This window comes from Microbacterium sp. (assembly GCF_047605725.1).
GTDB lineage: Bacteria > Actinomycetota > Actinomycetes > Actinomycetales > Microbacteriaceae > Microbacterium.
Genome location: NZ_JASGFE010000031.1, coordinates 1 through 20,673, shown reverse-complemented (window position 1 = coordinate 20,673; position 20,673 = coordinate 1). Strand labels below are relative to the sequence as shown.

Genomic DNA, 20,673 nt, shown 5'->3' with positions numbered 1-20,673 from the left:
GCGTGACCGCGTGGGCATGGCATCCAATCGGCGAAGAATCGGGGTCGGCGCCGCGATCGTCCTCGTGGTCGCGGCGGCCGCGATCACGGTGATCATCGGGATCGTCCGCGCCCCGGCGGCGCAGACCGTGCCGCTCGGTGTCGACACGACGGCATCCGCCCAGCCGGCAGCCCTCTTCGTCCACGTGTCCGGCGCCGTCGCCGCGCCAGGGCTCTACCGGCTCGCCCAGGGTGCGCGCGTGGTCGACGTCGTGACGGCGGCGGGCGGGTTCACCGACGGCGCCGCACAGGATGCCGTCAACCTCGCCCGCCCGCTCACCGACGGCGAGCAGGTGTTCGTGCCGCTGGTCGGCGAGGCGGCGCCACCCGAGGCGGCCGGGCAGGCCGACGGACGCGTCAACCTCAACACCGCCGACGAGGCCGCCCTCGACACGCTCCCGCGCATCGGACCGGCCCTCGCGGCCCGCATCATCGACTGGCGCGAGAGCAACGGGCGCTTCACGAGCGCCGACGACCTGCTCGCGGTGCCCGGCATCGGCGAGAAGATGCTCGAATCCCTGCGCGACCTGGTGACGGTATGAGTCTGCGTTCCGCGCGACGACGCGACCTGCGGCTGGTGCCGGTCGCCGCCGCGGCGTGGGTCGCGGCATCCGTCGCCACGCACGCCCCGGAGGCGGCCCGGGTCGTGGCGGGATGCCTGTGGGCCGGGGTCGTGGTCGTGCTCATGCTCGCGGCCCGGGCTCGTCGCGGCTCCCTCCGCACCGCGGCCGCGCTCGCCGCCGTCGCGCTCGCGAGCGCCGGCGGCGTCGCGACCCAGGTCGCCATCGCCCAGCCTGCGCGTGCCCTGGCGGCCTCGCTCGCGGTCGAGGGCGGTCGGGCGGTGACCGTCGTCGCGACGGTGGTGGGCAAGGTCGAGCCGTCGGCCTTCGGATGGCGGTTCGACGCGGTGGCCGAGGGCTTGGCGTACGGTCCGGTCGAGCGCGCGGTCTCGTTCCCGGTCGTCGTGTTCGCCGCGACGCGTCCGGACGGGCTCGACCTCGGCGCGTCGATCTCCGCGCGGGGCACCGCGGTGCGGGCGGATCCGGGTGAGCGGGAGGTGCTCGTCGTCCGCGCCGGGCGCGGCATCCAGGTCCGTGCGCCGCCGCAGGGCGTCCTGGAGGTCGCCGCCGAGCTGCGGCGCGGTCTGCTGCGCGCGACCGACGGACTGCCGCAGCCGGCGGCGGGCCTGATCGCGGGCCTTGCCGTGGGAGACACCTCGGCGGTCTCGGCGGAGCTCGACGCCGCGATGAAGGCCTCCTCGCTGTCGCACCTGACCGCCGTGTCCGGAGCGAACTGCGCGCTGGTCGTGGGTCTCGCGTTCGGGCTCGCGGCCCTGTGCGGGGCTCGCCGGGGCATCCGCGTGGCGGCGGGCCTGGTCTGTCTCACGGGCTTCGTCGTGCTCGTCTCGCCCGAGCCGAGCGTCGTGCGCGCGGCGGCGATGGCGACCATCGCGCTCCTCGGCCTCGTTCTCGGCCGGATCGGAGCGGGCGTGTCACTGCTCAGCCTCTCGGTGTGCGTCCTGCTCGTGCTCGACCCCTGGCTGTCCGGATCGCTCGGGTTCGCGCTGTCCGCGGCCGCGACCGGATCGTTGCTGCTCGCGGCCGGTCCGCTCGCCGAGGGCCTCGCGCGGTTCATGCCGTCGCCGCTCGCACTCGCCCTGTCGGTGCCGTTGGCCGCTCAGCTCGCGTGCGGGCCGCTGCTCGTGCTCGTGAACCCGACGGTGCCGCTCTACGGCGTGCTCGCGAACCTCCTGGCCGCGCCGGCCGCGCCGATCGGCACCGTGCTGGGGCTCGCGGCGTGCCTCGCGAGCCCGCTGCCGGTCGTCTCGTACGGACTCGCCGCGCTCGCATGGGCGCCGGCCGCGTGGATCGCGCAGACCGCGGCGACGATGTCGGCCCTGCCGGGCAGCGGTGTGCCGTGGCTTGCGGGGTGGGGCGGGGTGGTCGCGCTCGCCCTCGTGGGGGCGGCGATCGGCGCGGTGGTGATCGTGCGTGACGAGCCTCCGGTGCGCGCGGTCGCGCGGAATCACGCGGGCCCGGGTCCGAGCGGTTCGCCGGACCGGCGCCGGCGCCGCGTGCGCGCGCTCGCGATCGTCGTCCTCGGAGCGACCGGTGCGTGCGTGTTGGCACTCGGGCCGGGCGCGGGCCTCGCCGACCGGCTGCAGACGCCGACCGACTGGGGCGTCGTGGCGTGCGAGGTGGGGCAGGGCGATGCGATCCTGCTCCGCTCCGGGAGCCGTGTCGCGCTCATCGACACCGGCCCGGATCCGGCGCCCCTGGCCGCCTGCCTCGACAGGTTCGGTGTCGAGCGGGTCGATCTGCTCGTGCTCACCCACTTCGATCTCGACCATCGCGGCGGAGTGGACGCCGTGATCGGGCGCATCGGCCTGCTGCTGCACGGACCGCCCGGCGGCCCGGACGACGAGCGCCTGCTCAAGCGGCTCGCCGACGGCGGCGCCCAGCTGACCGAGGCCCACGCTGGCATGTCGGGCACGCTCGGCAGCGCGCGCTGGCGTGTGCTGTGGCCGAGGGCATCCGGCGCCGGCTATCCGCCCGGCAACGATGCGAGCGTCGTCGTCGACGTGACCGGCGGAGGACTGCCCACGAGCCTGTTCCTCGGAGACCTGTCCGCCGGGCCGCAGCGCGCCGTCGTGGCATCCGGCCTGCTCGCCCCCGGATACGCGCTCGTGAAGGTCGCCCACCACGGCAGCGCCGATCAGGCCCCGGAGCTGTACCGCCAGGCTTCGCCGGCCCTCGCGCTCGTGACCGTCGGCGAGAACGACTACGGGCATCCGCGTGAGGAGACCCTGTCGCTCCTGACCGGACTCGGCACGACGGTCGCCCGCACCGACACCGACGGCGCGGTCGCCGTGACCCTGGCCCCCGACGGCCTGCACGTGTGGCGCGAGCGCGCGCCGGCGATGCCGTAGCAGCGGCAGTAGCCGGCTCGGGCTGCTGCACCGGACGTTCATAACTCAGGCAATTCGCCGAACTCGCGCCGAACCTTGCCCGCACGATCCTGTTCTGCCTGAGTTGTGAACCGGTGCGGCGGTCAGCCTCATTCGGCAGCGGCGCTGTCGGAGCTGCGCAGTACGCTGGAGCCATGAGCCCGGCCCCGCGCAGATCGTCCGCGCGCAGCGCCATCCCGCAGGTGTCGTGGCGCTCGCCGCAACCCGCCCCGATCGTGCTCGTGTCGGGTCCGGAAGAGGTGTGCGCCGAGCGCGCCATCGCCGGCATCCGCGAGTACCTGCGTGCCGAAGACGCCAGCCTGGAGGTGTCCGACCTCCGCGCCGACGACTACGTGTCGGGGAGCCTCCTCGCCCTCACCTCGCCGTCGCTGTTCGGCGAGCCGCGCCTCGTGCGCGTGTCGGGCGTCGAGCGCTGCAGCGACGCATTCCTGAGCGAGGCGCTGTCGTACCTCGCCGCACCGCAGGAGGGCGCCACGGTCGTGCTGCGGCACACCGGGGCGAGCGTGCGCGGCAAGAAGCTGCTCGACGCGATCCGTGCAGGGCAGGGCGGCGGCATCGAGATCGCGTGCCCCGCGATCAAGCGGGATGCCGACCGCTTCGACTTCGCGGCATCCGAGTTCCGCGGCGCGGGCCGGCGCATCGCCCCCGGCGCCCTGCGTGCCCTGGTGGCGGCCTTCGCCGACGACGTCACCGAGCTGGCCGCGGCGTGCCAGCAGCTCATCGCCGACGTCCCCGGCGACATCGGCGAGCAGGTCGTCGAGCGCTACTACGGCGGTCGCGTGGAGACCTCGGCGTTCGCGGTCGCCGACGCCGCGATCGCGGGGCGCTACGGAGACTCGCTCATCGCGCTCCGCCATGCCCTCGCCAGCGGCGCCGACCCGGTGCCGCTGGTTGCGGCCATCGCCTCAAAGCTGCGCACGATGGCCAGGGTCGCCGGCAACCGCGAGCCCTCGGCGGCGCTGGCCGCGCGCCTCGGCATGAAGGACTGGCAGGTCGATCGCGCCCGGCGCGACCTGTCCGGCTGGTCGGAGCAGTCGCTCGGGCGGGCGATCCACGCCGCGGCGCGGGCGGATGCCGAGATCAAGGGCGCCTCGCGCGACCCGGTCTTCGCGGTGGAGCGGCTCGTGACCGTGATCGCGACCCGCTCCCCGTACGCATCCTGAGCCCGGCGGCAGAGACGGCCCGGCGGCAGAGACGGTGGAGGGCCCGCCCCCAGCGGGGAGCGGGCCCTCGCGAAGAGCTCAGAGCGCGGCGACCTGCTTGGCGATCGCCGACTTGCGGTTCGCGGCCTGGTTCTCGTGGATGACGCCCTTGCTGACGGCCTTGTCGAGCTTCTTGGTCGCCTTGGCGAGCGCCTTCTCGGCGGTGGCCTTGTCGCCGGCGGCGATGGCCTCGCGGGTGCGGCGCACCTCGGTCTTCAGCTCGCTCTTGACGGCCTTGTTGCGCTCGCGCGCCTTCTCGTTGGTCTTGTTGCGCTTGATCTGCGACTTGATGTTCGCCACGTTCGACGTATCTTTCGTTCGGAGTTTTCGGTCGGGGTGCCGGGTGGCAGGAGAGGGATGCCGCACGGCGGTCGTGCAAGGCAGAAGCCCACACGCAAGCCAAACACCGAGTCTATCAGGTCGCCTCCACCATGCGTGATTCAAGGGTTGCGAGCGCCACGTCGAGCACCGCGTTGAACACCCGCGGACGCATCGCGGTCACCAGGTGGCTCGTGCGCGGCACGACGATGAGCTCCGATCCGGGGACGAGCGCGGCGAACGCCCGCTCGTCGAAGCGCAGCTGGTCGAACTGTCCGTTCACGAACCAGGTCGGCACGTCGATGCGCCGGAGGGCGGCGATGAGGTCGAGGTCGGAGAGCGCGCCGAGTGCGACGTCCTGCGCGTCGTACGCGTACCCGCCGGCGCCGAAGTCCGCGCGGGTCTCGGGCGGCAGCGTGCGATCGAGCACGAAGTCGGCGAGCCATTGCCCGCGTCGCGGAAGCGCGTCCAGGATGCGCGCGAGGGTGCGGTACAGGGCGACCCTGCCGGGCCGCGGAGCCGTCGTCGCGGACGCGGCGACGAAGCCGGCCACCGGCGGAGCCTCCTCGCCGCCCACGTAGGCGATCGAGAGCAGCCCGCCCATCGAATGGGCCACCAGCAGCACCGGTCCGCGCGCGGCCGCATCGGTCACGGCGCGACCGATCGTCGCGAACGCGGAGTCGAGAGTGAACTCCTCCGCCATCCGCGTGCCGTGGCCGGGCAGGTCGACCGCGGTCGCCGGAATGCCGCGCTCGGCCAGGTGCGCCAGCTGTGCGCGCCACATCGTCGCCGAGGTCCGGATGCCGTGCACCAGCACCACCTGCACCGTCATGCCGCCAGCCTACGAGGGCGAGCCGAGCGGATGCCGCGGACGGGCGTGGCGGGCGGGCGAGAACGAGACCGTAGAATCGTCGGGACATGTCACCGCGCGCCCTCACGCCCCTCGAGCCGTCCGCGACGCCGCCGGAGCTCATCCGCAACTTCTGCATCATCGCCCACATCGACCACGGCAAGTCGACGCTCGCCGACCGCATGCTGCAGATCACCGGCGTCGTGGCCGACCGCGACATGCGCGCGCAGTACCTCGACCGCATGGACATCGAGCGCGAGCGCGGCATCACGATCAAGTCGCAGGCGGTGCGGATGCCGTGGGCCACGGCATCCGGCACGCACGCGCTCAATATGATCGACACGCCCGGCCACGTCGACTTCACCTACGAGGTCTCGCGAAGCCTCGCCGCATGCGAGGGCGCCGTGCTGCTGGTCGACGCGGCGCAGGGGATCGAGGCGCAGACCCTCGCGAACCTGTACCTCGCGCTGGAGAACGATCTCCACATCATCCCGGTGCTCAACAAGATCGACCTGCCCGCCGCCGATCCGGAGAAGTTCGCGCTGGAGCTGGCGAACCTCATCGGCGGCGACCCCGACGACGTGCTGCGGGTCAGCGGCAAGACCGGTGCGGGCGTGGAGGCCCTGCTCGACCGGATCGTCCAGGACATCCCCGCCCCGAAGGGCCGCGCCGACGCCCCCGCGCGCGCGATGATCTTCGACTCCGTCTACGACTCGTACCGCGGCGTCGTCACGTACGTGCGGATGGTGGACGGCAAGCTCGAGCCGCGCGAGCGCATCCAGATGATGTCCACGCGCGCGATGCATGAGCTCCTGGAGATCGGCGTGTCCAGCCCCGAGCCGATGCCCACCAAGGGCCTCGGCGTCGGCGAGGTCGGCTATCTCATCACCGGCGTGAAGGACGTGCGTCAGTCCAAGGTCGGCGACACGATCACGAACCAGCGCAAACCGGCATCCGAGCCCCTCGCCGGCTACACCGACCCGAAGCCGATGGTCTTCAGCGGCATCTACCCGATCGACGGCAGCGACTACGCGGAGCTGCGCGAAGCGCTCGACAAGCTCAAGCTGTCGGACGCGTCGCTGCAGTACGAGCCGGAGACCTCGGTCGCGCTCGGCTTCGGCTTCCGGTGCGGGTTCCTGGGGCTCCTCCACCTGGAGATCATCACGGAGCGGCTCGCCCGCGAGTTCGACCTCGACCTCATCACCACCGCGCCGAGTGTGACCTACGAGGTCACCACCGACACGGGCGAGACCGTCACGGTCACGAACCCGAGCGAGTACCCCGATGGGAGGGTCGCCTCGGTCTCCGAGCCGGTCGTGAAGGTCGGCATCCTCACCCCGAAGGACTACGTCGGCACCGTGATGGAGCTGTGCCAGTCGCGTCGCGGGTCGCTCCTGGGCATGGACTACCTCTCCGAGGAGCGCGTCGAGCTGCGCTACGACCTGCCGCTCGGCGAGATCGTGTTCGACTTCTTCGACCAGCTGAAGTCGCGCACGCAGGGCTACGCGTCGCTCGACTACGAGCCGAACGGCCAGCAGGAGGCCGACCTCGTCAAGGTCGACATCCTGCTGCAGGGCGAGAAGGTGGATGCCTTCAGCTCGATCGTCCACCGCGACAAGGCCTACGCGTACGGGACCCTCATGACCGAGCGCCTGCGCAAACTCATCCCGCGGCAGCAGTTCGAGGTGCCGATCCAGGCGGCGATCGGCGCGCGCATCATCGCGCGCGAGAACATCCGCGCGATCCGCAAGGATGTGCTCGCCAAGTGCTACGGCGGCGACATCACGCGCAAGCGCAAGCTGCTGGAGAAGCAGAAGGAGGGCAAGAAGCGCATGAAGATGGTCGGCCGCGTCGAGGTCCCCCAGGAGGCGTTCATCGCTGCGCTCTCCGGCGACGTCGAGACCAAGAAGAAGTAGCCCCACCCCCGCGAGGGTGCCACTTCCCCCCGCGAGGGTGCCACTTCCTCCCGCGAGGGTGCCACTTACGACAGCGGCGGGGCGCACCTACGATCTGACTGTGCGCACGCATCCGCTGTGGAACCCGTACGATCCTCCGTCGATCGCCGAGATCGAGGCGGGCCGCGTCTCCCGCCCGGTGCCGATCGCGCGCGTGGAGGTGGTCGCCCCCGACCCGGCGTGGCCGGCGTGGTTCGCGGGCGTCCGCGACCGCATCGCCGTGGCCCTGGGCGAGCGCGCGCTCGCGATCGAGCACGTCGGGTCGACGGCGGTGCCGGACCTGTGGGCCAAGCCCGTGATCGACATCGACCTCACGGTGGCCGACTCCGCGGACGAGGCCGCGTGGCTGCCCGACCTGGAGGCCGCGGGGTTCGTGCTCACCCGTCGCGAGCCGCACTGGGAGGAGCATCGGATGCTGCACGGGGCGGAGCCGCGCACCAACCTGCACGTGTGGTCGGCGACCGCGCGTGAACCGCGCCGGCACCGCATGTTCCGTGATTGGCTGCGTGCGCACCCGGAGGACCGCGTCCGGTACGCCGAGGTCAAGCGCGCGGTCGCCGCGGAGGGCTACACCGAGGAGATGCTCTACAACAACGCCAAGGCGTGGGTCATCTACGACCTCTACGAGAAGATCCTCGCCGCCGATCCCGCGCACCCGCACGACCCGCATCCCCGCCCCTCCGACGCCTGAGACCTCGCGGCTGCCCCCGCGAGACCTCCCGTTTGCAACGCCGACACGGCGTGTCGCGTTGCAAACGGGAGGTCTCACGGCACAAGTGGCGGCGGTCTCGCGGTGACGCCGTTCAGTCCAGGAGGTGGCGGAGGTAGCGCTGCGGGGCGTCGAGGTAGCTTCGCCAGTGCCGCACGAGCTCGAGGTCGTCCCATGTCGTCTTGCGCATGCCCCACTCGCCGAGCTCCAGTAGCCGCGCGCCGGGGAGGGCCGCGAGGACGGGCGAGTGCGTCGCGCACAGCACCTGCCCACCGCTCCGGGCGATGCGGTCGAGAATCGAGATCAGCGTGAGCGTGGACTGGAAGGAGAGCGCCGCCTCGGGCTCATCGAGGCAGTAGAACCCCGGTGCGTCGAAACGCGTATCGAGGATCGCAAGGAAGGACTCGCCATGGCTCAGCTCGTGGAACGCCGGCTCGCTGCTCGTGCCGGGGTTCTGCTCCAGATAGGTGTAGAACGAGTGCATCGTCTCGGCCCGGAGGAAAAAGCCCCACCGGCTGCTGCCGACGCCGCGCTGCAGCTCGATCCAGTCCGACAGGGGCGACTCGCTCGCGCGCGTGCTGTGCCGTGCGTGGCGCGAACCGCCCTCCGGGGAGAAGCCGTACGCGAGGGCGATGCCCTCCAGCACCGTGGACTTTCCCGACCCGTTCTCGCCGACCAGGAACGTGACGCCGGGGGAGAGCTCCAGCCCGTCGTCGAGCAGCTGGGCCACCGCCGGCACGGTCGCGGGCCAGCGGCCGCGGTCGCCGACGCGCTCGTGGTGCACGTGCACGCCGACGACCGGCGGCTGAGAGAACATCCCGCTCACCCGCCCGAGTCTGCCACTCGGCCCCCGGTCCTGCACCGGCACCCACCGATCGATCAGGCGGGCGTCATAGGCTGGATTCCATGCGCCGCGGAAACTTCCAGGACGGCACGGTCGACTACGCCGCGGTCGGAGCGACCCATGCCGCCGACCTTATGCAGTACCCGCCCGAGCGGAGCATCCCCGCCGAGCAGTCCTGGCGGATCGGCAGCGGCGAGGAGCGCTTCCGCACCGCGAGCGACGCCCTGCTGGCCTGGGGTGCGCAGCGCGGCGCCGGGCTCGAGCTCAGCGACATCCGCCCCGCCTCCGGCCCGGCCTACTCCGGCGTCGGCTTCGACGCGGAGGGCAACGCGGTCGCCCCCAGCCGCTCCGACCTCGAGCAGCACTTCGACGCCGACGGCACGCCGTTGGTCGGTCCCGGCACGACGCTGCGCGTGGCGGGACGGTTCCGGCGCATGGATGCCGGGGGTGAGCTGCGCGTGATCTCGGTCGTCGAGGAGGCCCGCCGCGCGGGCTTCACGCTCGGCACGATGGGCGGCTCGGTCGTCAGCGGCGAGGAGTCCTTCCTCGTCGAATGGCGCGAGGACGACGAGGTGCACTTCACGGTGCGCGCGTTCGACACCGCGGTGGCACTGCCCTACCGCATGCTCCCGTTCCTCGTCCGCCGCCGCCGCCGCGAGCTGTTCACCCGCTACCTGCGCGCCATCTCGCCGCTGTACACCACCCCGGCCTGATGGGCGCCGCCCTTCCGCCGGGCGAGCCCGCGCCGCCGGACGGGCGGCTCCCCGACGACCTCGCGGTCGACCCCGCGACCTCGTTCGGCGCGTACATCCACGTGCCGTTCTGCCGCGTGCGCTGCGGCTACTGCGACTTCAACACCTACACCGCCACCGAGCTGCGCGGCGCCCGGCAGGACGCCTACGCCGACGAGGTGCGCCGCGAGATCGCGCTCTCTCGCGCCGTGCTCGCCGAGCGCGGTGCTCTCCGACCCGCCGCGACCGTGTTCTTCGGCGGCGGCACGCCGACCCTCCTGCCGACGGGGGACCTCGCCCGCATGCTCGACGGCGTCCGCGACGCGTTCGGCCTCGCCGTCGGCGCGGAGGTCACGGTCGAGGCCAACCCCGACACGGTGACGGATGCCGTCGCCGCCGAGCTGAAGGCATCCGGCGTCACGCGCCTGTCGATCGGCATGCAGTCCGCGGTGCCGCACGTGCTCGCGGCCCTCGATCGCACGCACGACCCCGAGAACGTCCGCACCGCCGTCGCGGCCGCGCGCGGCGCCGGCCTCGACGTGAGCCTCGACCTCATCTACGGTGCGCCGGGGGAGTCGCTGGGCGACTGGCGCGTCTCCCTGGAGACGGTGCTCACGCTGGAGCCCGACCACGTCTCCGCATACGCGCTCATCGTGGAGGACGGCACGAAGCTGGCCCGGCGGATCCGCCGCGGCGAGCTGCCTGCGCCCGACGACGACCTGCAGGCGGCGATGTACGAGCAGGCCGACGACCTCCTCGCCGCGGCCGGCCTGTCGTGGTACGAGGTGTCGAACTGGGCGCGCGACGATGCGCATCGCTCGCGGCACAACCTCGCGTACTGGACCGGCGCCGACTGGTGGGGGTACGGGCCGGGCGCGCACAGCCACGTCGCGGGCCTGCGCTGGTGGAACGTGAAGCATCCCGCCGCCTACGCCGAGCGGCTCGCGACCGGCGCCTCGCCCGCAGCCGCGCGCGAGCGCCCCGACGACGAGGCCCGTCAACTGGAGCGGGTGCTCCTGCGCTCGCGCATCAGCGAAGGGCTCCCCGTCTCGGAGGTGCTCGGTGCGGGCCGTCACGCCGTGGCATCCCTCATCGCGGACGGCCTGATCGAGGGGACGGATGCCGTCCGCGGACGCATCGTGCTGACTCGCCGCGGGCGGCTGCTGGCCGATGCCGTCGTGCGTGCGCTGACCGCCTGAGCCGCAGCCGGGGCCCCGCCGACCTTCCGGAGTCGGCCGCTCGCGGTAGGATTGGCACTCAAGACCAGCGAGTGCCAGTGAGGGAGGACCATGGTCACCGAACGCGGGCTGCAGGTCCTCCGGGCCATCGTGGAGGACTACGTCGAGACGCGCGAGCCGGTCGGCAGCAAGTCGATCGTCGACCGGCATGCCTTCGGGGTGTCGGCCGCCACGATCCGCAACGACATGGCGCTGCTGGAGGAGGACGAGCTCATCGTCGCCCCGCACACCTCGTCGGGCCGCATCCCCACCGACAAGGGCTACCGGGTCTTCGTCGACCAGCTGGCAGAGCTGCGTCCGCTCACCTCCGCCCAACGCGCGGCGATCGCCTCGTTCCTGCGCGACTCCGGCGACCTCGACGACCTGCTCGTGCGCACGGTGCGCGCGCTCACGCGGCTCACCGGGCAGGTGGCGATCGTGCAGTACCCGTCGTTCGCACGCGCCAACGTGTCGCACGTCGAGGTCGTGCACGTGGGCGGCTCGCGCATCGTCGTGATCGTCGTCACCGACACCGGTCGGGTCTCCCAGCGCACGGCGCTCCTGCGCGGCGAGATCGTCGAGACCGACGTCGCGGTGGTCAAGGCCAGGATCGCGGCGCTGGTGACCGGTCGTGGCATCCGCGAGGGCGTGCAGGCGATCGCCGGGCTCCTGGAGACCCCGCGCAGCGGCGACCGCCTCGACGACATCGTGCGCGCGGTCGCGCGCATCGTCTCCGAGGAGCTCGAGGAGTTCCGCACCGATCGGCTCGTCATGGCGGGGAGCGCGACCCTCGCCCGGCGCGAGTCCGACTTCCGCGGCAGCATCTCGCCGCTGCTGGAGGCCATCGAGGAGCAGGTGACGCTCCTGCGCCTGATGAGCGAGATGGTCGCCGACGAGCAGGGACTCGCCACGAGCATCGGGCGGGAGAACGAGTCGTTCGGGCTCGCCGAGGCATCCGTGCTCACGAGCGACTACGACGCGACCGGCTCGCACGCCCGCGTGGGCCTGCTCGGCCCGACGCGCATGGACTACCCCAGCAACCTCGCGGCGGTACGTGCCGTCGCGCACTACCTCAGCCGCCTGCTCGACGAGGACGAGAAGGCGCGCTGACACCGGCATACCGCGCCCGGCAGGGCAGGAAGGCGAAAGTGGCTGACCACTACGAGGTCCTCGGGGTGTCGCGCGATGCGAGTCCCGAGGAGATCAAGAAGGCGTACCGCCGTCTGGCACGGCAGTTGCACCCCGACGTGAATCCGGGCGAGGAGGCGGCCGAGCGCTTCAAGCTCGTCACGCACGCCTACGACGTGCTGAGCGACCCTGAGCAGCGCGCCCGCTACGACATAGGCGGCGACAGCGCGTTCGGCGGCGCGGGGGGCTTCGGCGGTTTCGGGGACATCTTCGAGACGTTCTTCGGCGCCGCCGGCGGGCAGCGCGGGGGCAGGCCCCGCTCGCGCCGCGAACGCGGACAGGACGCGCTCGTGCGCGTGACCCTGGACCTCGCCGACGTCGTGTTCGGCGTGCACCGCGACATCGAGGTCGACACCGCGGTGATCTGCGAGACGTGCCAGGGCGCGTGCTGCCAACCCGGTACGCAGCCGGTCACGTGCGACATCTGCCACGGCAGCGGACAGGTGCAGCGCACGGTGCGGAGCCTGCTGGGCAACATGGTCACCTCGCAGCCGTGCCCGAGCTGTCAGGGGTACGGCACGACGATCCCGTACCCGTGCGCGACGTGCCAGGGTCAGGGCCGCACGCGGGCGCGCCGCACGGTCTCGATCGACATCCCCGCGGGGGTGGAGACGGGGCTGCGCCTGCAGCTTCCCGGCTCGGGCGAGGTGGGGCCGGCGGGCGGGCCGAACGGCGACCTGTACCTGGAGGTCACCGTCTCCGCGCACGACACGTTCAGCCGCGAGGGCGACGACCTCCTCGCAACGCTGGAGGTGTCGATGACCGACGCGATCCTCGGCACGACGACGACGATCACCTCGCTCGACGGGCCGGTGCCGCTGGAGATCCGGCCGGGCGTGCAGAGCGGTGACGTCCTCACGATCAAGGGCCGCGGCATCACGCCGCTGCGCGGCACCCAGCGCGGCGACCTGCGAGTGGGTGTGCAGGTGGTCACCCCGACGCGCCTGGACGCGCGCGAGCGGGCGCTCATCGAGCAGTTCGCCGCGAAGACGAAGGCTCCGCCGCCGCGGCTGTCCGAGTTCCACCAGGGGCTGTTCGCGAAGCTGCGCGATCGCCTCCGGAACGGATAGCGGACGGATGCCGCTGCACTTCCTCGTCGACGGCATCGGCGAGCCGCCGGTCTGGGAGCGCGGCGGCGCCGTCGTGCTCACCGGCGCGGAGGCGTATCATGCCGCCGTGGTTCGGCGGGTGCGCGTCGGCGAGCGGGTGACGGTCGGCGACGGCGTCGGCACCTGGGGCGGCGGCGAGGTGGAGTCCGTCACGCCGAAGGAGGTCGTCATCCGCGTCGCCGATGTGGCGGTGCTCCCGGCACCGTCGCCGCGGGTCGTGCTCGTGCAGGCGCTCGCGAAGGGCGACCGCGACGAGCTCGCCGTGCAGGCGGCCACCGAGCTCGGCGCCGACGAGATCGTGCCGTGGCAGGCCGCGCGCAGCGTCTCGAGATGGGACGCAGCCAAGTCGGCCAAGGGCGTGGCGCGGTGGAGCGCGATCGTGCGCGAGGCCGCGAAGCAGGCCCACCGCGCATGGCTCCCCGCGGTGACCGCACCGGCCGGTCTGGGAGACCTGGTGGCCCGGGCCGGCCAGGCGCGCACGCTGGTGCTGGAGCCCACGGCATCCGCTCGGCTCTCGGACGTGAACCTCGACGTGGACGACCCGCGCGATGTCGTGCTCGTGGTCGGCCCTGAGGGCGGCATGGCCCCCGCCGAGCTGTCCGCGCTGCAGGATGCCGGGGCCACCCTCGTGCGGCTCGGCGACACGGTCCTGCGCACCTCGACCGCCGGCCCCGCGGCCCTCGCGCTCGTGAACGTACGCCTCGGCCGCTGGTGAGCGCGCCCGGACGGCCGGGGGAGGCGCGAACTAGACTGGACGCCATGAGCGAGCCCTCGATCTTCACCCGCATCCTGACCGGGGAGATCCCGTCGGAGATCATCGCTCAGACCGACCGCCTGTTCGCGATCCGCGACATCGCACCGCAGGCGCCGGTGCACCTGCTCGTCATCCCGAAGACGCAGGAGTACCGCGATGTCGTCGCGCTCGCCGCGGGCGACCCGGCCCTGCTCGCCGAGCTGGTCGCGTTCGCCGCGCAGCTGGCCGAGGAGCACTGCGACGGGCAGTTCCGGCTGATCTTCAACACCGGCGCCGCGGCCGGGCAGACCGTCTTCCACGTGCACGCGCACATCCTCGGCGGCGGCCTGGCGGAGGGGACGCTCGGTGGCTGACAGTACCGACGGCGACCGCACGGAGGAGCGCATCTACGCCGACGGCGTCGCCATGGTCCAGCTGCTCGGCCCGCAGGACCGGCTGCTGCGGGTCGTGGAGCACGAGCATCCCGAGGTCGACGTGCACGTGCGCGGCAACGAGATCACCCTCAGCGGGGGGCGGGATGCCGTGGCGTCCGCCCGCGCGCTCGTCGAGGAGCTCATCGCGCTCGCGCGCACGGGCCAGGGCCTCGACCCCGCCGACGTGCGGGTCTCCAGCCGCATGCTGCGCGCCGACGGCGGCCCGCGACCGTCCGCGCTGCTCGGCGAGGCGATCCTCACCTCGCGCGGCAGGACGATCCGACCGAAGACCCCGGGTCAGAAGGCGTACGTCGACGCGATCGACGACAACACGATCGTGTTCGGCATCGGTCCGGCCGGCACCGGCAAGACCTATTTGGCGATGGCCAAGGCCGTCCAGGCGCTGCAGCGCAAGGAGGTCGACCGCATCATCCTGACCCGCCCCGCGGTCGAGGCGGGCGAGCGGCTCGGGTTCCTGCCGGGCACCCTGACCGACAAGATCGACCCGTACCTGCGCCCCCTGTACGACGCCATCAACGAGATGATGGACCCCGAGCTGGTGCCCAAGCTCATGGCATCCGGCACGATCGAGGTCGCACCCCTGGCGTACATGCGTGGGCGCACCTTGAACAGCTCGTTCGTGGTGCTCGACGAGGCGCAGAACACGACGCCGGAGCAGATCAAGATGTTCCTCACTCGCCTCGGCTTCGGCACCAAGATGGTCGTCACCGGCGATATCACCCAGGTCGACCTGCCGCAGGGCGTCTCGGGCCTGCGGCTGGTCACGCGCGTGCTCAAGGACATCGATGACATCTCGTTCTCGCACCTGACCAGCGACGACGTCGTGCGGCACACGCTCGTGGGGCGCATCGTCGACGCCTACAGCGCCTACGACGAGCAGCGCCTGGTGGCCCGGCGCGAGCGGGACGAGGCATCCGAGTTCGCAAACAGAGCCGAGCGGCGTGCGGCAGCCCGCCCGGCAGGCCCCCGCGACCGGCTGCCCAAGCGAGGACGGTCATGACGATCGAGATCACCAACGAGTCGGGCGTCGAGGTCGACGAGACCGTGCTGCTGCGCCTCATGGCGCACAACCTGGTCGAGCTGAACGTGAGCGCCGAGGCCGACGTGGCGATCCTCCTCGTCGACGAGGGCGCCATGGAGTCCCTGCACGTGCAGTGGATGGACGAGCCCGGGCCGACCGACGTGCTGAGCTTCCCGATGGACGAGCTGCGACCTGGCACCGATGACGCGCCGAGCCCTCCGGGCCTGCTCGGCGACATCGTGCTGTGCCCGCAGGTCGCCGAGGCGCAGGCCGCGGCCGCCGGTCACGCACTGATGGACGAGCTGGTTCTCCTCACCACCCACGGCCTGCTGCACCTGCTCGGCTTCGACCACGCCGACCCCGACGAGGAGCGCGAGATGTTCGGGCTGCAGCGCGACCTCATCGTGTCGTTCCACCTGAGCGAACGGCGCCGCCGACGCACATGACCGCGACGCTCCTTCTCGTCGTCGCCGTTCTCCTCGTCGGCGTCGGCGGACTCATGGCGGCTCTCGACGCCGCGCTCGGGGTCACCTCGCGCGCCGAGCTGGTCGAGCTCGCGCCGTCCGGTCCCCGCCGCGAGCGGCTGGAGCGCATCGCCGCCGACCCGGAGGCGCACGGCAACGCTGTCGTGTTCATCCGTATCCTCACCGAGACGACCGCCGCCGTGCTCGTCACGATCGCGCTGTTCCTCCTGTTCGACAACATCTGGTGGGCGATGCTGGCCGCAGCGGTGCTCATGACCGGCGTGTCGTTCGTGCTCGTGGGGGCGAGCCCGCGCAGCGTCGGGAGGCAGCACGCCAAGGGCATGCTGCGCGCGTTCGCGTGGGCGGTGCGCGGTGCACGGATCTTCCTCGGCCCGCTCGCGCACCTGCTCGTCGTGCTCGGCAACCGCGTCACGCCGGGCGTCTCGCGGCGCGCGTCGTTCGCGACCGAGGAGCAGCTCCTGAGCATGGTCGACGAGGCGGCCTCGCAGGCCCTCATCGAAGAGGACGACCGTGAGCTCATCCACTCGGTGTTCGAGTTCACCGACACGTTCGTGCGCGCGGTCATGGTGCCGCGCACCGACATGGTGACGGTGGATGCCGCGGCCACCACCCAGGAGGCCATGGGGCTGTTCCTCGACAAGGGCGTCTCCCGCATCCCGGTCGCCGACGGCGACGATATCACGGGGGTGGTGTATCTCAAGGACCTCGTGCAGTTCGCGTTCCGCGACGAGAGCGCGTGGCGCGACGTGCGGGCGAGCACGATCGCCCGGGCCGCGGTGTTCGTGCCGGAGTCGATGAAGGCCGAGACGCTGTTGCAGCAGATGAAGCGGGATGCCGTGCACGTGTGCCTCGTCGTCGACGAGTACGGCGGTGTGGCGGGGCTGGTCACGCTGGAGGATCTCATCGAGGAGTTGGTCGGCGACATCTCCGACGAGTACGACCCGCGCCAGACCGAGGTCGTCGACCTCGGCGAGGGCCGCTTCCGGGTCAGCGCACGGCTCGGCCTCGACGAGGTCGGGGACCTGTTCGGCATCGAGCTCGACGACGAGGACGTGGACTCGATCGGCGGGCTCCTGGGCAAGGTGCTCGGCCGCGTCCCGCAACCCGGGGTGACGACCGAGTACGGCGGGATCGTCATGACCGGCGGCGCGTCCCGAGGCCGCGGTCGCGGCATCGCCACCGTGTTCGTGGAGCGCGCGGAAGACGAGGAGCCGCCGTACGGCGGACCGCGCACGGGTGAGGTGCGCCTGCCGGGCAGGGGAGAGGGATCATGACGCGATCGGGGTTCGTGACGTTCGTGGGGCGGCCGAACGTCGGCAAGTCCACGCTGACCAATGCCCTCGTGGGACAGAAGGTGGCCATCACAAGCGAGAAGCCGCAGACGACGCGGCGGGCGATCCGCGGCATCCTGAACCGTCCGGGCGGGCAGTTGGTGGTGGTGGACACCCCCGGCATCCACAAGCCGCGCACCCTCCTCGGCGAGCGGCTCAACCACCTCGTCGAGCAGGTGCTCGGCGACGTCGACGTCATCGGGTTCTGCGTGCCGGCGACCGAGAGGGTGGGCCCCGGCGACCGGCGCATCGCCGCGTCGCTGGGCGGCTACCCGCGCGCCAAGAAGGTCGCGATCGTCACCAAGACCGACGCCGCGTCGCGCGACGAGATCACCGAGCGGCTCATCGAGGTCGACGGCCTGCGCGAGGACTGGGATGCCGTCATTCCGCTGTCCGCTCTCACGCGCGAGCAGCTCGACGTGCTGACGGACGAGCTGCTGCGGCTCATGCCGGAGGGGCCGGCGCTGTACCCGGAGGGCGTGGTCACCGACGAGTCGCTGGAGGACCGCATCGCCGAGGTCGTCCGCGAGGCGGCGCTGGAGGGCGTGCGCGACGAGCTGCCGCACTCGATCGCGGTGACCGTCGACGACGTGGCCCCCCGCGAGGGGTCTGACCTCACCGACGTGTACGCGAGCATCGTGGTCGAGCGCGACAGTCAGAAGGCCATCATCATCGGGCGCAAGGGCTCGCGCCTGCGCGAGGTGGGAGCGGCGGCGCGAGCGGGCATCGAGCCCCTCGTCGGCGGCCGGGTGTTCCTCTCGCTGCACGTGCGCGTGGCCAAGGACTGGCAGCGCGACCCCAAGCAGCTCGGCCGCCTCGGGTTCTAGGGTCGGGGCTCGGCCGGCCGGGCGAGCCCCGTGGACTCGCGCTCGATGTACTCCGGCGTGAGCAGCCGCGGCGGGGGTGCGGCTCCGCCGGCGAGCCGGTCGATGAGCAGGCCGACCAGCGCCTGCCCGAGCTCGGGGTGCCCGAGGACGGCCGCCGAGATGGCGGGCCGGGCGCGCAGCGCCGGCTCGGCATCCGATCCGGCCGACAGCAGCACGTCCCTCGGCACCTCGAGCCCGTGCGCCCGCAGGCCTTCGAGCACCCCGGCGGCGTGGCGGCCGGTGAGGCAGTGCACGGCATCCGGCGTTCCCCGGCGCAGGAGTCGGGCCACCGCGTCGCGGCCGCCCTCGGCGCCGAGGTCCTCGGCCACGCGCACCACGTGCGGCGTGAGCCCCCGCGCACGCGTCCAGGTGCGGTACATCCTCTCGCTGTCCAGGTTCCAGGCGGTGCGAAGCGTCCCCATCACGAGGTGGATGCTCCGTGCCCCGCGTGCGAAATGCGAGTCGAGGATGAGCTCGATCGTCTGCGCGTCGTTCTCCGACACCCACCAGGAGAACGCCGGCCGGCCGGGGATCCGCCCGAGCGTCACATAGGGGATCTCGCGGGAGTCGAGCAGCTCGATCACCGGGTCGTTCGAGACGGGGTCGATCACGATGTAGCCGTCGAGCGAGAGCGCGAGCGGCGGCAGCGGGCGGCGCGTCAGGTCGGGCAGGAGCATCGTGCCCTTGCCCGCATCGAGTGCGGCGGATGCCAGCGTGCCGATGACGCGGCGATACACGTCGACCCCGTCGGGCCGATAGTGGCCGAACACGTCGAGCGGCCGGATGACGACCCCGAACACGCCCAGCGGAGAGCGCCGCAGCTCCCGCGCCACCGCGTCGGCCCGGTAGTCCATCTCGGACGCGACCGCGATGATCCGCTCGCGCGTCGCGTGGCTGAGCGTGCCGGTGCCGTTCAGCGCGTGCGAGACGGCCGCCACGGAGGCGCCGGCGCGGCGTGCGACGTCATGGACGGTGGTGCTGCGGCGCGGCTGCATGCCAGCCTCCTCACCCGGGAAAGGTGCGTCCATTGTATGAACGCGTTCATGCCCGTAGGTTGTGTCGCGCGTCGTCGGTACCAGTCCTCGACGACACGAGCGCAGTCAGCGCCGGCTTCGACGTCGTCCGACCTCCCGGCCCATGTCGGCGACCGTGTGAAAGGAATCTACGATGACCCATGCCCCTGCCCGCGCGGCACGGCCGTCCGGTCTACGGATCTTCATGATCTCGGGCCTTGGAACGGCTCTCGAGTTCTACGACTTCTCCATCTACGGGCTCGCGGCCGCCCTGGTGTTCCCCGAGGTGTTCTTCCCCGACCAGTCGCCGATGGTCGGATCGCTCATCGCGTTCGCGACGTTCGGCACCGGCTTCATCGCGCGCCCCCTGGGCGGCATCTTCTTCGGCCACTTCGGCGACCGCATCGGCCGCAGACCCGTGCTGATCACGACGCTCATCACGATGGGCGTGAGCACGATGCTGATCGGCTTCCTTCCCGCGCACGAGGTGATGGGTGAGGGGGTCGTGATCATTCTCGTCGTGCTCCGGCTCATCCAGGGCTTCGCCGCCGGCGGCGAGTGGGGCGGTTCGTCGATCGTCGGCATCGAGGCCGCTCCGCCCGGGCGCCGCGGGCTGTGGGGCAGCTTCACGAGCGTCGGCATCGGGCTGGGCACGCTCGTGGGCACGCTGGCCTTCACGTTCGCCTCGCTGCCCGGCCACGAGTTCCTCGTGTCGATCGGCTGGCGCATCCCGTTCATCGCCGGCTGCCTGCTGATCGCCGTCGGTCTCGTGGCGCGGCTCACGCTGCCCGACGAGGAGCACGACCCGGGGCACACGGCGCCGCCGGAGAAGAAGCTGCCGCTCGTGGTGGCGATCAAGTCCTACCCGAAGGCGGTCCTGTGCGCGGTGGGCATCAGCTACGGCTACACCGCGCTCGCCTACCTCGTCGGCGTGTTCTTCATCACGTACACCGTCGAGATCGGCTACTCCGAGACCGATTCGCTCAACGCGCAGAACATCAGCACGGTCGCGCTGTTCCTGGCCGCGCTGCTGTTCGGCGGCCTCTCCGATCGGTGGGGCAGGCGGAAGGTCATGATCTTCGGCTCGCTGGGCGGCATCGTGGTGATCCTCGTCTTCTTCCCGGTGCTGGCCACCGGCTCGGTGCCGCTGCTGTTCCTGATGTTCGTGCTCAACGCGATCTTCGCCGGGGCGACGCAGGGGCCGATCCCCGCCTTCCTCGGGGAGCAGTTCCCGCGTCGGGTGCGGTACTCGGGCATCTCGCTGACCTACCAGATCGGAGCCGCCCTCGGCGGCGGCACCGCCTCGGTCATCGGCGCCGCGCTGCTGCTCGCCTTCGACGGCGGATACCTGGGTCTTGAGCTCTACTCGATCTTCGTCTCGCTCGTCATGACGGTGTGCTCGCTCGGCCTCAAGGAGACCTCGCAGCTCACGATCGAGGAGATCAACGACCCGGGTCCGAAGTAGAGACGCTGGACCCTCGGCTCACGGGGCGCGCATCATCACCCATGGCGTGGCCGGCGACAATATGCGCCCAGTGAGCGCCGCGGCATCCCGCTGAGTTGGCGCGTCTGGTCGCCATAGCGCCGGCGGGTTCAAGCTGCTATTGCAACGTTGATTTCGTTTCGTAGTGTCTCACTCG

Annotated in this window: 20 protein-coding genes; 16 read left to right on the top strand and 4 right to left on the bottom strand. The window is 72.0% G+C overall.

All coding sequences use genetic code 11. The features are described from left to right. Positions 1-16: 16 nt before the first annotated feature. From QM641_RS08175 to holA, 3 genes are all read left to right on the top strand, one after another. The gene (locus tag QM641_RS08175) at positions 17-580 is read left to right on the top strand and encodes a helix-hairpin-helix domain-containing protein (protein WP_415115321.1); all 564 of its coding nucleotides are present in this window, start codon (positions 17-19) and stop codon (positions 578-580) included. Next, complete coding sequence (locus QM641_RS08170; protein ID WP_415115299.1) at positions 577-2,967, top strand: ComEC/Rec2 family competence protein; 2,391 nt, start codon at positions 577-579, stop codon at positions 2,965-2,967. The genes QM641_RS08175 and QM641_RS08170 overlap by 4 nt, the downstream gene beginning before the upstream one ends. Before the next feature lie 173 nt (positions 2,968-3,140). Next, complete coding sequence (gene holA, locus QM641_RS08165) at positions 3,141-4,169, top strand: DNA polymerase III subunit delta (RefSeq protein WP_415115297.1); 1,029 nt, start codon at positions 3,141-3,143, stop codon at positions 4,167-4,169. 78 nt (positions 4,170-4,247) lie between these two features. Here the strand turns inward: holA and rpsT are convergent, their stop codons facing one another. Both rpsT and QM641_RS08155 read right to left on the bottom strand, forming a co-directional pair. Then, on the bottom strand, positions 4,248-4,508 hold the full coding sequence (gene rpsT, locus QM641_RS08160) for a 30S ribosomal protein S20 (protein ID WP_415115295.1): 261 nt from the start codon (positions 4,506-4,508) through the stop codon (positions 4,248-4,250). A 115-nt stretch (positions 4,509-4,623) separates the two neighbouring features. Further along, positions 4,624-5,358: an alpha/beta fold hydrolase gene (locus QM641_RS08155; protein ID WP_415115293.1), complete on the bottom strand. Its 735-nt coding sequence runs from the start codon at positions 5,356-5,358 to the stop codon at positions 4,624-4,626. Positions 5,359-5,444: 86 nt separating this feature from the next. On the opposite strand from QM641_RS08155, the gene lepA reads away from it, so the two are divergent. Both lepA and QM641_RS08145 read left to right on the top strand, forming a co-directional pair. Next, positions 5,445-7,292, top strand: a complete 1,848-nt coding sequence (gene lepA, locus QM641_RS08150; RefSeq protein ID WP_415115291.1) for a translation elongation factor 4 — start codon at positions 5,445-5,447, stop codon at positions 7,290-7,292. Positions 7,293-7,392: 100 nt separating this feature from the next. Further along, positions 7,393-8,022, top strand: coding sequence for a GrpB family protein (locus tag QM641_RS08145; RefSeq protein ID WP_415115289.1), 630 nt, complete (start codon positions 7,393-7,395; stop codon positions 8,020-8,022). Positions 8,023-8,134: 112 nt separating this feature from the next. Here QM641_RS08145 and QM641_RS08140 read toward each other — a convergent pair whose 3' ends face one another. Beyond that, positions 8,135-8,857 (bottom strand): AAA family ATPase, encoded by a 723-nt coding sequence (locus tag QM641_RS08140; RefSeq protein ID WP_415115319.1) that lies wholly within the window; start codon positions 8,855-8,857, stop codon positions 8,135-8,137. A gap of 89 nt (positions 8,858-8,946) precedes the next feature. On the opposite strand from QM641_RS08140, the gene QM641_RS08135 reads away from it, so the two are divergent. The 10 genes from QM641_RS08135 to era all read left to right on the top strand — a co-directional run bounded on the left by QM641_RS08135 (position 8,947) and on the right by era (position 17,981). After that, positions 8,947-9,597: a DUF1990 family protein gene (locus tag QM641_RS08135; RefSeq protein WP_415115287.1), complete on the top strand. Its 651-nt coding sequence runs from the start codon at positions 8,947-8,949 to the stop codon at positions 9,595-9,597. Continuing rightward, entirely contained in the window at positions 9,597-10,814 is a 1,218-nt protein-coding gene (gene hemW / locus QM641_RS08130; protein WP_415115285.1) for a radical SAM family heme chaperone HemW, read from the top strand. The genes QM641_RS08135 and hemW overlap by 1 nt, the downstream gene beginning before the upstream one ends. 90 nt (positions 10,815-10,904) lie before the next feature. Beyond that, the gene (gene hrcA / locus QM641_RS08125; protein WP_415115283.1) at positions 10,905-11,942 is read left to right on the top strand and encodes a heat-inducible transcriptional repressor HrcA; all 1,038 of its coding nucleotides are present in this window, start codon (positions 10,905-10,907) and stop codon (positions 11,940-11,942) included. 38 nt (positions 11,943-11,980) lie between these two features. Next, on the top strand, positions 11,981-13,090 hold the full coding sequence (gene dnaJ / locus QM641_RS08120; RefSeq protein ID WP_415115281.1) for a molecular chaperone DnaJ: 1,110 nt from the start codon (positions 11,981-11,983) through the stop codon (positions 13,088-13,090). Between the two features lie 7 nt (positions 13,091-13,097). Further along, entirely contained in the window at positions 13,098-13,844 is a 747-nt protein-coding gene (locus QM641_RS08115) for a 16S rRNA (uracil(1498)-N(3))-methyltransferase (RefSeq protein ID WP_415115279.1), read from the top strand. A gap of 44 nt (positions 13,845-13,888) precedes the next feature. Then, positions 13,889-14,236: an HIT domain-containing protein gene (locus QM641_RS08110; RefSeq protein ID WP_415115277.1), complete on the top strand. Its 348-nt coding sequence runs from the start codon at positions 13,889-13,891 to the stop codon at positions 14,234-14,236. Positions 14,237-14,288: 52 nt separating this feature from the next. After that, positions 14,289-15,317 carry a PhoH family protein gene (locus QM641_RS08105; protein WP_415115317.1) on the top strand — a complete coding sequence of 343 codons (1,029 nt, stop codon included), beginning with the start codon at positions 14,289-14,291 and terminating at the stop codon, positions 15,315-15,317. Beyond that, positions 15,314-15,784, top strand: coding sequence for an rRNA maturation RNase YbeY (gene ybeY / locus QM641_RS08100; protein WP_415115275.1), 471 nt, complete (start codon positions 15,314-15,316; stop codon positions 15,782-15,784). The genes QM641_RS08105 and ybeY overlap by 4 nt, the downstream gene beginning before the upstream one ends. Then, complete coding sequence (locus QM641_RS08095; RefSeq protein ID WP_415115273.1) at positions 15,781-17,097, top strand: hemolysin family protein; 1,317 nt, start codon at positions 15,781-15,783, stop codon at positions 17,095-17,097. The genes ybeY and QM641_RS08095 overlap by 4 nt, the downstream gene beginning before the upstream one ends. Then, a complete protein-coding gene (era, locus tag QM641_RS08090) occupies positions 17,094-17,981 on the top strand; it encodes a GTPase Era (protein WP_415115270.1) in 888 nt (295 codons plus the stop codon). The genes QM641_RS08095 and era overlap by 4 nt, the downstream gene beginning before the upstream one ends. On the opposite strand, the gene QM641_RS08085 is transcribed toward era, so the two are convergent. Beyond that, complete coding sequence (locus QM641_RS08085) at positions 17,978-19,015, bottom strand: LacI family DNA-binding transcriptional regulator (protein WP_415115268.1); 1,038 nt, start codon at positions 19,013-19,015, stop codon at positions 17,978-17,980. The two genes, era and QM641_RS08085, sit on opposite strands and share 4 nt — an antisense overlap. 172 nt (positions 19,016-19,187) lie before the next feature. On the opposite strand from QM641_RS08085, the gene QM641_RS08080 reads away from it, so the two are divergent. Beyond that, complete coding sequence (locus QM641_RS08080) at positions 19,188-20,498, top strand: MFS transporter (protein WP_415115266.1); 1,311 nt, start codon at positions 19,188-19,190, stop codon at positions 20,496-20,498. Positions 20,499-20,673 lie beyond the last annotated feature (175 nt).